Source organism: Pseudomonas sp. Con_6, from assembly GCF_059379395.1.
Window position 1 is genome coordinate 6800790 of sequence record NZ_CM182011.1, and the last position, 11883, is coordinate 6812672.

Consider the following 11883-nt stretch of genomic DNA (forward strand, 5'->3'; position numbering starts at 1 on the left):
CATCAGTTACCGATGTTCACGGCTTGCTGGAGCACTTCGCTCTGCGCGGTCACCGACTTGGCATTCGCCTGGAAATTGCGCTGGGCGACGATCAGGTTGACCAGCTCGGCGGTGAGGTCGACGTTGGAATCCTCGGTGGTGCCGCTGAGGATCGAGCCCAGCGAACCGCTGCCAGCCACGCCCAGCAACGCCTGCCCGGACGAGCTGGTGGCCAGCCAGGTGTTGTTGCCGTTGGACTTCAGGCCGTTCTCGTTGGCGAAGGTGGCCAGCTGGATCTGCGCGATGTCCTGGGTCTGGTCGTTGGAATAGGTGGCGACCACGGTGCCGGTGTCGTCGATGCTGAAGCTCACCAGGCTGCCGGAGGTGTAGCCGTTCTGGTCGATGCTGGTGATCGAGAAGTCGTTGCCGAACTGGGTGGAGCCGGTCAGGTCCAGCTCGATGGACATCTGCGCGGCGCCATTGGCCGGGTCGTAGGTGTAGGTGGCGCTCTCGCCGCTGGTGATCAGGCCGCTGGAGCTGAAGGTCACCGTCTGGGTTTCGCTGAGCACGTTGCCGTCGATGGCGGTGTGCACGTCCCAGGTGTTCTGCGCCGACTTGGTGAAGTACAGCGTCGAGGTGTGGCTGTTGCCCAGGGAATCGTAGATCGTCGCCGTGGTCGAGTATGAGTAGGTCGAGGCATCGGTGGCATCGAAGGTGTCGGTGATGATGTCTTCGCTCGAATCCAGGTTCAGCGAGGCATCCAGCTCCGTGCTGGCGCTGGCCGGCATGCCGCTGGTGGGGATCTGGATCACGCCGTTGGTGCCCAGCAGCTTGTCGCCCGAGGCGTTCACCAGGTAGCCCTCGGTGGTCAGGGTCAGCTGGCCGTTGCGCGAGTAGACGGTCTGGGTGCCATCGGTAAAGGTGAAGAAGCCTTCGCCGTTGATCGCAAGATCGAGGCTGTTATCCGTGGTGGTCAGGCTGCCCGAGCCGAAGTTCTGCACCACCCCCGACACCATGGTGCCCAGGCCCACGTCGGCATCGGCGTAGACGTCGGCGAACTGCACGGTCGAGCTCTTGAAGCCGACGGTCTGCGAGTTGGAGATGTTGTTGCTGACTACGTTCAGATCGGTGGATGCCGCGGTCAGGCCGCTCAGCGCTTGGGAAAAGCCCATGGTTGTTCTCCTTGACGGGTGGGGCGCAGGGTTCAGAGCACCAGCTTGATATCGCTGAGGCCGACGTTGTCGTTGACCCCGCCGAGGTCGAGGGCGACCTGGTTGCTGCTGTCGGTGGTCACGCCAGTGACCAGGGCGTACTTCAATGCCGTGGCGGTCACCGCGCTGCCGTCGCTGCTGGCGGCGACGCTGAACGTGTAGCTGCCGTCGGCGGCCGTGCTGCCATCGTCGAGGGTGCCGTCCCAGCTCAGCGACTGGGTGCCGGCACTCATGTCGCCCACATCGAGGGTGGCGACCACGGCGCCGCTGCTGTTCTTGATGGTCACGCTGACGTCGTCGGCATCACTGGCCAGGGTCACGCCGAAGGTGGTGGCGGTGCCGTCGGCAACCTGGATGCTGTTGCCCTCGATCAGCACGCCGTTGCCCACCAGCGCCGAGGCCTGCAGGGTCTCGGCGGCGCTGATCTGGCTGGAGATGCCTTCGAGGGTGGTGGTCACGTTCTCGATGCTGCTGATGGTGCTGATCTGCGCCAGCTGGGTGACCATCTCGCTGTTGTCCAGCGGATCGGTGGGGTCCTGGTTCTGCAGTTGGGTGGTCAGCAGGGTGAGGAATTCGTCCTGCAGGGCCGCCGCGCTGGAGCTGGAGCTTTCGCTGGTGTCGCTGCTGCTGTTCATGGTCGCGAGGACCGAGCTTGCGATGGTGCTGGTCATGTCTTATGCCTCGCCCAGAGTCAGGGTCTTGATCATCAGTTCCTTGCTGGTCGCCATGACCTCGACGTTGGCCTGGTATGAGCGTGACGCCGAGATCATGTTGACCATCTCGCCCACCGGCTCGACGTTGGGCATGGTCACGTAGCCCGAGTCATCCGCCAGCGGGTCGCCGGGACGGTATTCCTGGCGCATCGGCGAGTCGTCGGTGACCACCTTGCTGACCCGCACGCCACCGATGTCGCTACCGCCCTGGTACTGGCTCTCGAACACCACCTGGCGCGCGCGGTAGGCCTCGCTGTCGGGGCCGCTGGTGGTGTCGGCGTTGGCCAGGTTGCTGGCGGTCACGTTCATCCGCTCGGACTGGGCGCTGAGCGCAGAGCCGGCGATATCGAAGATGCTGAACATGGACATGCGTTAATCCCCGGGATTATTCGGCCTGCATCGCGGTCTTCAGCGATTGCAGGCGGTTGGTCAGGAAGGTCAGGCTGGCCTGGTAGCGGACGCTGTTGTCGGCGAACTGGGCGCGTTCGCGGTCCATGTCCACGGTGTTGCCGTCGAGGCTGGGCTGGTCGGGCACGCGGTACAGCAACTCGCGGGTCGAGCCGGCCCCGCTTGAGGCGCGCAGGTGGTGTTCCGACGTGGTGGCCAGGGTCATGCCGCGCAGGCTCTTGTCCGCGCTCAGCGAGCTTTCGAGTTCGGCGGCGAAATCGAAATCCCGCGCGCGGAACTGCGGCGTGTCGGCGTTGGCGATGTTGTTGGCCAGCACCTGCTGGCGTTCGGCGCGCAGGCTCATGGCGTCCTGCTGGAAGCGCAGTTCGTTGTCGAGTTTGTCGATCATGTCCGCGGGCCCGTGGGTCTATGACGGCCAGCAGGTTAGTGGTCGCGGTCACAGGGCAAAGTCAGGAACAGGCGACGATTTGCCGAGCAATTCGAGCTTTGCCCGTTCGCCCGGCTGCCTAGAATGCTCCGCCAGAATCCCTGCCGGAGGCGCTGTGTGGTGCCCGGATCAATTCCCCGTCATGCCTTGTGCCTGCTGCTCTGCGTGCTGCCAGCCCTGGCTGCGGCCGACGACCTGCAAGCGCGGGTGCGCCACTTGCTGGAGCAGGCCTTGCCCGCCGGCAGTCGCCTGACCACGCTGGACATCGGCCAGCCAGCGGCGCGAATTCTTGACTGCGGCGACCCTCGGCCCTGGCTGGTGCATCCGCGCCGGCTGCCGGTCGGGCGGGTGGCGGTGGGCGTGAACTGCGGCACGGACGACAGCGTGCTGGGCTACCTGCAAGTGCGGGCCGGTGCGCAAGGCAACTATGTGGTCAGTGCTCGCCGTATCGACGCCGGCGAAGTGATCGCCGCCGACATGCTGGTGCGCCAGCGCGGGGCCCTGGAAGACCTGCCCAAGGACAGCGCGCCGGGTGTCGAACAACTGGTCGGGCGTCAGACCGCGCGAGCCATCGCCCCCGGCGCGGTGATCACGCTCAAGGGCGTGCGCGAGCGCTGGCTGGTGGAGCGCAATGGCCGGGTGTCGCTGCGGGCGCAGGGCAACGGTTTCAGCCTCAGCCGCGAAGGCAAGGCGCTGGACAACGGCAACCTGGGCAGCAGCGTACGTTTCGTCGGCAATGACGGACGGATGTTCGAGGCCCAGGTGGTCGGCAAGAACGAATTGCTGCTGCGTCACTGATTTTTTTCGTCGAAACCCCGCCAGCGGCCAAAGGTAGCCCTTGCCAGTGCCGATAGTGGGGTTCATCACAGCCAACGAAGCGTCCTACCGTGAACATCACCAATACGCCGATCACTTCGCCCCTTCCCCCCGCCGACAGCGAGCTGCCCGGCACCGGCACCGCGCGCGCGCTGCCCGAGGACCTGGACATGAGCCAGGACGACGCCGTGCAACTGTCCCAGGTCAGCAACCTTGGTGACACCGACGCCTCGGCAGCGGTCGACCTGGAAAAGGTCGCCGCGCTGCGCCAGGCCATTGCCGGTGGCAACTTCCAGGTGGATGCCGAGGCTATCTACGACGGCCTGGTGGCCGATGCCCGGGAAATGTTGAATAGCGCGCCGACGTGAACGCTGGCGCGGTCGGTTCGTGTTGAGAATGGAGTGTTCATGAGTCTGGACAGGCATTTGGATCTGCAGCACCAGGTGGTCGAGCAGTTGTTGCAGTTGCTGGAACAGGAGCGCCTGACCCTGGCCCAGGCGCGGGTCGACGCCGAGCGCCTGCGCGAGCTGGTGGCCGGCAAACAGGCGGCGCTGTTGCGCCTGGAACAGCTGGAGGCGATGCGCATCGGCGCGCAGTTGAAGCTGGGTTACGGGCCGGGACGTGAAGGCGCGTTGCGCGCGGCGCGGGCGGCGGATTGCCTGGCGACCTGGCAGCGTTTGCGGCGCTCGGCGCTGCGCGCGCGGGCGTTGAACCGGAACAATGGCGAGGCGGTTAGCCAGCGGTTGAAGGGCAATCAACAGATCCTGGATTTTCTCGATCGGGTCACGGCGGATCGGTTGTATGGGCCGAATGGGCGGCCGTTGCCGAGCCTCTGACGTGCCGCTCCCACACCGTCCGCGTTGCGGCTGAAATCATTCCCCGCCTCGCCGGAAGCCGTTCGGCGACTGCCCCGTCAGCCGCCGGAAAAACCGCGAGAAATACGCAGGATCTGCAAACCCCAACTGATCCGACACCTGCGTCACCGTCATGTTGGTGTACACCAGGTTGCGCCGTGCCTCCAGCAACAGCCGCTGGTGGATGATCTGCAACGCGCTCTGCCCCGCCAACTGACGACACAGGTTGTTCAGGTGCACAGCCGACATGCCCAGGCGATGGGCGAAGGTCTCCACCGTCAGGTGCTCGCGATAATGCTGCTCCACCAGTTTGATAAAGCCACCCAGGTACTCCCGGTTGCGCTCGTCACGGCCGCCAGGCGCCTTGTTCTGCTGGCGGCAGCGACTGATCCACACCACCAGCACGTTGACCAGCGAACCCAGCACCAGGTCGCGTGATGGCGCACTGCCCTCGTACTCCTTGAGCAAGGTGGCGAACAGGGTATCGATGTACCCGCGATCCTCTCCCAGCGGATAACTGCCCGCCGACGCCAGCGGCGCGCCGAGCTGCGCTTCCAGTTGTGCCACCAAGGGCGCGCCGAGGCTCAGCACGTAACCCTCGATATCCTCGGAAAACTGGAAACCGTGCACGCACAACGGTGGTGTCACCTGGATCGAGGGTTCGCTGATTTCGCCGCGTCGCCCCTCCACTTCCACCACGGCATGACCGCATTGCACGTAGAGCAGTTGGTACAGGTCGGCATGCCGGTGGGGTTTGATCTCCCAGTGATGCAGGCTGCTGCGCTTGGGGATGGACTCGCAGTGCAGCAGATCCGGGGTCGGCCAGGCCTGGCTTTCGCCATACAGCTTGAAGACGGGAACACCGGGATTCTTCATGGATGGCCACTACGCTCGGGACAGGAAGGGCGATAATCGGACACATTTTGCAAAAGTGCAATTTACGTCCAGCAAATCAACTTCTATTGAATCGCTAGCCGGCGAAAAATACAGGAGCGCGCAGACCTCAAACGTCCAGAACGAGACAAGAACAATGAATACTCAGGTTGCCATCATCGGCGCCGGCCCGTCCGGCCTGCTGCTCGGCCAGCTGCTGCACAAGGCCGGCATCGACAACATCATCATCGAACGCCAGGCTCCGGACTACGTCCTCGGCCGCATCCGTGCCGGGGTGCTGGAACAGGGCACCGTCGACCTGCTCCGCGAAGCCGGGGTCAGTGAGCGGATGGATGCCGAAGGGCTGGTGCATGAAGGTGTGGAACTAGTGTTCGACGGCAAGCGCGTGCCCATCCACCTGAGCGAACTCACCGGCGGAAAGCGCGTGATGGTCTACGGCCAGACCGAAGTCACCCGTGACCTGATGGACGCCCGCGGCGCGCCAGTCATCTACTCGGCGAACGATGTCCAGCTGCATGAACTCAAGGGCGAGCGCCCTTACGTGACCTTCGAGAAGGACGGCCAGCACCAGCGCATCGACTGCGACTACATCGCTGGCTGCGACGGTTTCCACGGCGTCTCGCGCAAGACCATCCCCGAAGGCGTGCTGACCGAGTACGAGCGGATCTACCCGTTCGGCTGGCTGGGCCTGCTGTCGGACACCCCGCCGGTCAACGCGGAACTGATCTACGCCCAGCACGAGCGCGGTTTCTCCCTGTGCAGCCAGCGTTCGCTGAGCCGCAGCCGCTACTACCTGCAAGTGCCGCTGACCGACAAGGTCGAGGACTGGAGCGACGAGCGCTTCTGGAATGAACTGAAAGCCCGCCTGCCGGAAGAAGTCTCGGCGCGGCTGGTCACCGGGCCGTCACTGGAAAAGAGCATCGCGCCGCTGCGCAGCTTCGTGGTGGAGCCGATGCAGTACGGCAAGCTGTTTCTGGTGGGCGACGCCGCGCATATCGTCCCGCCCACAGGGGCCAAGGGCCTCAACCTGGCGGCCTCGGACGTCTGCTACCTGTACCGGATCCTGGTCAAGGTGTACCGCGAGGGTCGCAGCGACCTGCTGGAGAAGTACTCCGAACTGGCCCTGCGCCGGGTGTGGAAAGGTGAGCGCTTCAGCTGGTTCATGACGAACCTGCTGCATGATTTCGATGGTGAGAAAGACCCGTGGGATCGCAAGATGCAGAAGGCTGATCGCGATTACTTCCTCAGTTCCCAGGCGGGGCTGGTGAATATTGCGGAGAACTATGTCGGGTTGCCGTACGAAGAGGTGAAATAGTCATTCTGCCAGCCGCTATATCCAGGCCCGGCGCAAACCTGTGGGAGCTGGCGAAGCCTGCGATGAGGCCGGCACTGGCAAAGGTGATGTCCTCGCGGACGCTATCGCGGGCAACGCCCGCTCCCACAAGGAACCCCGTGGGCACGGGCGAGCGGCAAAGGGACCTCGGGCATCACTCCACGAATTTCGCGCTGACGAACGGCGCATAGTCCGGCAACACCGTCTCCACCTTGCCCTGCTCCTTGAGGAACTTAGCCGTCTCGGCAATCGCCGCCGGCGTCTGGCTCTGCAGCAGCCCTGCCTGGGCCTGGGCATCAGGGAACGCCGAACCGGCGAGCAACTCAGGCACATCGGCCGGATTGGAGCCCGTCAGTTTCGCGATCTTCTGCACCGGCACCGAATCCGCCGTCCATTGCGCCTTGTTCGCGGTGTAGTCGGCGAAGGACTGCAGAGTGACCTTGGCGAACTTGGCCACCACGTCCGGATGCTTCTCGGCGAAGTCCTTGCGCGCCACCCACACCTCGAAGGTCGGCGCGCCCCAGTTGCCGACTTCGGCAGCGTCGGTAAGGGTCTTGCCGGTCTTGCGGATCTCGCCCAGGGCCGGCGACCAGACGAAGGCGCCGTCGATATCCCCACGCTTCCACGCCGCGGCGATTTCCGCCGGCTGCAGGTTCACCACCTTTACCTGGCGGGTGTCCAGGCCCCAATGCTTCAGCGCGCCGAGCAGGCTGTAGTGCGAGGTGGAGACGAAGGGCGTGGCGATGGTCTTGCCGATCAGGTCCTGCGGGCTGTTGATCCCGCTGCCATTGCGCACCACCAGCGCTTCGGCGGCGTTGATCTGCGCCGAGACGATGAAGGCCACGATCGGCAGCTTGCGCGACGCCGCCGCAGCCAGCGGGCTGGAGCCGAGGTTGCCGATCTGCACGTCACCGGAAGCGATGGCGGTGACCACTTCCGGACCGCTGTTGAAGCGGCGCCAGTCGATCTTTTCGCCGATCGCCTGCTCGTAGGCACCGTCGGCCTGAGGCACCTTGCTCGGGTCGATGCCGGTCTGGTAACCGACCGTCAGGCCAGCCGCGTGGCTGACCAGGGTCAAGCCGGTCAGGGCCAGGGCGGTGAATAATTTGAGCGGGCGGGAAGGCGTCATGGCAGGCGATTCCAGATGAGGGGAAATGCCTCAACGCTAAATGATCTAAAAAATAATTCAGAAATACTTTTTTGGAATTAGGTTATGTGACCGAAGGTTTGTGAAAAAAATGTTTGTTATGTCGAAAAAATCTTAAAAAAACACAAATAATTCTTTTTAGGATTATCGAAATCTCATTATCCTTCACCGCCATGTCGGCGCATTAGACCAAAGTCGAGAAACGACTAGTTACGATTGACTCGATAGTCACCCTTTGGTGCTAATCGCCCATCGACAGCGAGCGGGACGCCAAGATCCTGCCGCTAACGAACCACAAGAATTAGAAAACGAGAGGAGCAATTCATCCATGAAGAAGTCGACCCTGACTCTTGCCGTGGCCCTTGGGGTTCTGGCCCAGCAAGCAGGCGCTGCCGGTTTTATCGAAGACAGCAAGGCTACGCTGAAGCTGCGTAACTTCTATATCGACAGCAACAACCGCGATACCAGAGGCGGCAACACTCAACGGGAATGGGGCCAAGGCTTCCAGCTCGACTTCGCTTCCGGCTTCACCCAGGGCACCGTCGGCTTCGGCGTCGATGCCATCGGCCTGTACGGCGTGCGCCTGGATTCGGGCAAGGGCCACCACGGCAACCCGACCAGCGCCAACTACGGCGGCATCGTGTTCCCTACCGACAGCGATGGCCGCGCAGTCAATGACTTCGCCAGCCTCGGCGTTACCGCCAAGGCCAAGATCTCCCAAACCGAATTCCGCTACGGCACCCTGCTGCCGAAGAACCCGGTCATCAACACCAACGACGGTCGCCTGCTGACCCAGACCTTCCAGGGTGGCCAGGTCACCTCCAACGAGATCAAGGACCTGACCCTGACCGCCGGCCAGATCGAGCACGTCAAGGGCCGTAACTCCTCGAACAACGAGGAACTGTCCATCGCTGGCGCCAACAACGCCCGTACCGGCAAGTTCAGCAACCAGTTCCGCTACGCGGGTGCCGACTACAAGCTGACCAAGGACCTGCTGGTGCAGTACTGGTACGGCGGCCTGGAAAACTTCTACAACCAGCACTTCCTGGGTGCGGTACACAACTGGGCAATCGGCCCGGGCGTGCTGAAGTCTGACTTCCGCTACTTCCACAGCACCGACGACGGCAAGAACGGCGACACCGCTGCCTACTACACCAACGGTTACTACGGTGGCACCACCACCAAGGGCAAGGTCGACAACGATCTGTGGAGCGCCCTGTTCCTGTACACCGTCAACGGCCATACCTTCGGTGGCGGCTACCAGCAGAGCCATGGCGACAGCGACTTCCCTTGGCTGAACCAGGGTGACGGCTCGTCCAACTACACCATTACCGACTCGCAGATCCAGAAGTTCGGCCGTGCCGGCGAGCGTACCTGGCAGGCTCGCTACTCCTACGACTTCGCCAAGGTCGGCGTTGCTGGCCTGACCGCCGGCGTGGTCTACCTGAAGGGCGACAACATCGACGCAGCCATCGGCGACCGCTCCGAGTGGGAACGCGACTTCACCGTGGCCTACGTTGTACCGGAAGGCCCGCTGAAGAACCTCGGCGTAATGTGGAAGAACGCCACCTGGCGTAGCGACCTGACCAGTGCCAACCACTCCCAGGACGAAAACCGCGTCATCCTGAGCTACTCCATCCCGCTGCTGTAACACGCCGCGAGAAACTCAACGCCCGCCCGGACCCCATCCCGCGCGGGCGTTGTTTTATCCATAATTTGTTATTCGTTTCAGTTCTGAATAAATCAATATTTATTCTTTTTGTTTTTCATCCTTCGCAGGCACAGTTGAACCATCAACGCACCCAGCCAAGGACCCGCACCATGAGCCTCAGACTCGGCGACATCGCCCCCGACTTCGAACAGGATTCCAGCGCCGGCAAGATCCGCTTCCACGAATGGCTCGGCGACAGCTGGGGCGTGCTGTTCTCGCACCCCGCCGACTTCACCCCGGTGTGCACCACTGAACTGGGCTTCACCGCCAAGCTGAAGGAGCAGTTCGCAGAGCGCGGGGTCAAGGCCATCGCTCTGTCGGTGGACCCGGTGGACTCCCATCACCGCTGGATCGAAGACATCAACGAGACCCAGGGCACCACGGTCAACTTCCCGATCCTGGCCGATGCCGACCGCAAGGTTTCCGACCTGTACGACCTGATCCACCCCAATGCCAGCGACACCCTCACCGTGCGTTCCTTGTTCGTGATCGACCCGAACAAGAAGATCCGCCTGACCATCACCTACCCCGCCAGCACCGGGCGCAACTTCCACGAGATCCTGCGGGTGATCGACTCGTTGCAGCTCACCGACAGCCACAAGGTCGCCACCCCGGCCAACTGGCAGGACGGTGACGAGGTGGTGATCGTGCCGTCGCTGAAGGACGAGGAAGAGATCAAGCGCCGCTTTCCGAAGGGCTACCGCGCGGTCAAGCCGTATCTGCGCCTGACCCCGCAGCCGAACCGTTGAGATTCATCGTAGTGCTCTAGCCATAGCAGGGATTTTCGGGCCGTTTCGACGGCCCTTTTTTTTGGTTCATCACGGAATACCGGGAAGCTTTGGGTTTAGTGGCGGTATCGGTATCGCGAGCTTATCCATTGCGGGCGGCGAAGCCACCGGCCGCTTCCGCCTCTACGGCGGGTCCATTTTGTCTTGGCAAAATAGACGAAAACCGCTTGCTCCTGCATCCGGCCCTGCGCTGCGCTCCGGGTCCCCTCCCTCCGGCGCCTGACGTCGCGAGTTACGGGTGGCGACACGAAAGCCCCATCTTCGAAAACAAGATCGGCATCGGTAGCCCAACATAACAAGACGCCGCGCTCTTGCTTTTGCTCTTAGTGCGCGAAGGTTCAGACGCCGCGAATTGCGACCTCAGCCGGCCGAGTGGAGGTGTCTTGCGGGGGCAGGTGCGCAGCACCCTTCGGCGAAGCCGAAGCGCGAGGTGAAGACTTGCGAAGCAAGTCGTAGGCCGCGGGCCCACGCAAGGCGCCGGAAGGAGGGGACCCGGAGCGAAGCGCAGGGCCGGCTGTGGGAGCGGGCGGTTTTCGTCCATTTTGCCGCAACAAAATGGACCCGCCGTAAAGGCGGAAGGGGCCGGTGGCGTCACCGCCCGCAATGGATAAGCTCGCGACACCGACACCGAACATTCAACCCCCAAGTTTCCCGATATACCGTGAAGAACCTTTTTTTTGCCTGCAATTCCACCCTCCCGAACCCTGTGGAGCCCCCTGTGGGAGCTGGCTTGCCAGCGATGAGGCCGGCATGGGCAATGATGCTGTCCAATCGGGCCCTATCGCTGGCAAGCCAGCTCCCACAAGGGTTCTGCGCAAGGTTGATGGCATATTTCAAAATCACATAAACAAATGAAAAAATATGATTTCTAGATATATACATCCCCCTGTTACTGTCACCCCATTCCAGCGAGCCACTTAACTCGCGGGCCCTTCAGTTCAGTTCCAAGGATGCGCATTCAATGTTGGTCGTTTCTATTGGTGGAAGTCCCAGCCTGCGTTCACGCTCCGGCGTACTGCTCGAACGCGCCCGTGACTGGCTGCAGGGCCAGGGCGTGGAAGTGGTGACCTTCCAGGTGCGGGACTTCCCCGCCGAAGACCTGCTCCACGCCCGTTTCGATAGCCCGCAGGTGCAACACTTCCAGCAGTTGGTGGAACAGGCCGACGGCCTGATCGTCGCCACCCCGGTGTACAAGGCGTCTTTCGCCGGCGCCCTGAAGACTCTGCTCGACCTGCTGCCCGAGCGCGCCCTGAATCACAAGGTGGTGCTGCCCATCGCCACCGGCGGCAGCATCGCCCACATGCTCGCCGTGGACTATGCCCTCAAGCCCGTGCTTTCGGCCCTCAAGGCGCAGGAGACCCTGCAAGGGATCTTCGCCGATGACAGCCAGATCGCCTACGGCCAGGGCAACCTCCCGGCCCACCTGGCGCCTGCCCTGGAGCAGCGCCTGAACGAATCTCTGGAGCTGTTCCACAGCGCCCTGGCCCGCCGCCCGAAACCCCTGGCGCCCGGCCTGCTCAACGAACGCTTGATCAGTGCCCGCTGGAGCATCTGACCGGCCATAACCGTTTCATCGCGTCACCCCCACCTTACTCGCCCGAC

The 11883-nt window shown here is 63.0% G+C and carries 13 protein-coding genes; 7 read left to right on the plus strand and 6 right to left on the minus strand.

Features of this window, described 5'->3' with window-relative positions; all coding sequences use genetic code 11:
• Positions 1–2 precede the first annotated feature (2 nt).
• From flgE to flgB, 4 genes are read right to left on the minus strand one after another with little or no spacing between them, the layout of a single operon-like run.
• Positions 3–1151 carry a flagellar hook protein FlgE gene (flgE, locus tag AC5QPF_RS30770; protein WP_494961330.1) on the minus strand — a complete coding sequence of 383 codons (1149 nt, stop codon included), beginning with the start codon at positions 1149–1151 and terminating at the stop codon, positions 3–5.
• 32 nt (positions 1152–1183) lie between these two features.
• Positions 1184–1861 carry a flagellar hook capping FlgD N-terminal domain-containing protein gene (locus tag AC5QPF_RS30775; RefSeq protein WP_494961331.1) on the minus strand — a complete coding sequence of 226 codons (678 nt, stop codon included), beginning with the start codon at positions 1859–1861 and terminating at the stop codon, positions 1184–1186.
• A 3-nt stretch (positions 1862–1864) separates the two neighbouring features.
• A complete protein-coding gene (gene flgC / locus AC5QPF_RS30780; RefSeq protein ID WP_494961332.1) occupies positions 1865–2272 on the minus strand; it encodes a flagellar basal body rod protein FlgC in 408 nt (135 codons plus the stop codon).
• A 16-nt stretch (positions 2273–2288) separates the two neighbouring features.
• Positions 2289–2699, minus strand: coding sequence for a flagellar basal body rod protein FlgB (gene flgB / locus AC5QPF_RS30785; protein WP_494961333.1), 411 nt, complete (start codon positions 2697–2699; stop codon positions 2289–2291).
• Between the two features lie 159 nt (positions 2700–2858).
• Here flgB and flgA point away from each other — a divergent pair, with 159 nt between their 5' ends.
• From flgA to flgN, 3 genes are all read left to right on the plus strand, one after another.
• Positions 2859–3536, plus strand: a complete 678-nt coding sequence (gene flgA / locus AC5QPF_RS30790; protein ID WP_494961334.1) for a flagellar basal body P-ring formation chaperone FlgA — start codon at positions 2859–2861, stop codon at positions 3534–3536.
• Between the two features lie 89 nt (positions 3537–3625).
• Positions 3626–3922 carry a flagellar biosynthesis anti-sigma factor FlgM gene (flgM, locus tag AC5QPF_RS30795; RefSeq protein ID WP_494961335.1) on the plus strand — a complete coding sequence of 99 codons (297 nt, stop codon included), beginning with the start codon at positions 3626–3628 and terminating at the stop codon, positions 3920–3922.
• A gap of 39 nt (positions 3923–3961) precedes the next feature.
• Positions 3962–4390, plus strand: a complete 429-nt coding sequence (gene flgN / locus AC5QPF_RS30800; RefSeq protein WP_494961336.1) for a flagellar export chaperone FlgN — start codon at positions 3962–3964, stop codon at positions 4388–4390.
• Between the two features lie 36 nt (positions 4391–4426).
• On the opposite strand, the gene AC5QPF_RS30805 is transcribed toward flgN, so the two are convergent.
• On the minus strand, positions 4427–5284 hold the full coding sequence (locus tag AC5QPF_RS30805; protein ID WP_494961337.1) for a helix-turn-helix domain-containing protein: 858 nt from the start codon (positions 5282–5284) through the stop codon (positions 4427–4429).
• 154 nt (positions 5285–5438) lie between these two features.
• Here AC5QPF_RS30805 and pobA point away from each other — a divergent pair, with 154 nt between their 5' ends.
• Positions 5439–6617, plus strand: a complete 1179-nt coding sequence (gene pobA / locus AC5QPF_RS30810; protein WP_494961338.1) for a 4-hydroxybenzoate 3-monooxygenase — start codon at positions 5439–5441, stop codon at positions 6615–6617.
• 172 nt (positions 6618–6789) lie between these two features.
• Here pobA and tauA read toward each other — a convergent pair whose 3' ends face one another.
• Positions 6790–7764, minus strand: a complete 975-nt coding sequence (gene tauA / locus AC5QPF_RS30815) for a taurine ABC transporter substrate-binding protein (protein WP_494961339.1) — start codon at positions 7762–7764, stop codon at positions 6790–6792.
• 346 nt (positions 7765–8110) lie between these two features.
• On the opposite strand from tauA, the gene AC5QPF_RS30820 reads away from it, so the two are divergent.
• The 3 genes from AC5QPF_RS30820 to ssuE all read left to right on the plus strand — a co-directional run bounded on the left by AC5QPF_RS30820 (position 8111) and on the right by ssuE (position 11836).
• Positions 8111–9433, plus strand: a complete 1323-nt coding sequence (locus AC5QPF_RS30820; protein ID WP_494961340.1) for an OprD family outer membrane porin — start codon at positions 8111–8113, stop codon at positions 9431–9433.
• Positions 9434–9603: 170 nt separating this feature from the next.
• A complete protein-coding gene (locus AC5QPF_RS30825) occupies positions 9604–10242 on the plus strand; it encodes a peroxiredoxin (protein ID WP_494961341.1) in 639 nt (212 codons plus the stop codon).
• Between the two features lie 1000 nt (positions 10243–11242).
• A complete protein-coding gene (gene ssuE / locus AC5QPF_RS30830) occupies positions 11243–11836 on the plus strand; it encodes an NADPH-dependent FMN reductase (protein WP_458979626.1) in 594 nt (197 codons plus the stop codon).
• Positions 11837–11883 lie beyond the last annotated feature (47 nt).

Coding starts and splice junctions, on each gene's coding strand:
- flgE (WP_494961330.1), bottom strand. CDS start 1,151: ATGGGCTTTTCCCAAGCGCTGAGCGGCCTGACCGCGGCATCCACCGAT.
- AC5QPF_RS30775 (WP_494961331.1), bottom strand. CDS start 1,861: ATGACCAGCACCATCGCAAGCTCGGTCCTCGCGACCATGAACAGCAGC.
- flgC (WP_494961332.1), bottom strand. CDS start 2,272: ATGTCCATGTTCAGCATCTTCGATATCGCCGGCTCTGCGCTCAGCGCC.
- flgB (WP_494961333.1), bottom strand. CDS start 2,699: ATGATCGACAAACTCGACAACGAACTGCGCTTCCAGCAGGACGCCATG.
- flgN (WP_494961336.1), top strand. CDS start 3,962: ATGAGTCTGGACAGGCATTTGGATCTGCAGCACCAGGTGGTCGAGCAG.
- AC5QPF_RS30805 (WP_494961337.1), bottom strand. CDS start 5,284: ATGAAGAATCCCGGTGTTCCCGTCTTCAAGCTGTATGGCGAAAGCCAG.
- pobA (WP_494961338.1), top strand. CDS start 5,439: ATGAATACTCAGGTTGCCATCATCGGCGCCGGCCCGTCCGGCCTGCTG.
- tauA (WP_494961339.1), bottom strand. CDS start 7,764: ATGACGCCTTCCCGCCCGCTCAAATTATTCACCGCCCTGGCCCTGACC.
- AC5QPF_RS30820 (WP_494961340.1), top strand. CDS start 8,111: ATGAAGAAGTCGACCCTGACTCTTGCCGTGGCCCTTGGGGTTCTGGCC.
- AC5QPF_RS30825 (WP_494961341.1), top strand. CDS start 9,604: ATGAGCCTCAGACTCGGCGACATCGCCCCCGACTTCGAACAGGATTCC.
- ssuE (WP_458979626.1), top strand. CDS start 11,243: ATGTTGGTCGTTTCTATTGGTGGAAGTCCCAGCCTGCGTTCACGCTCC.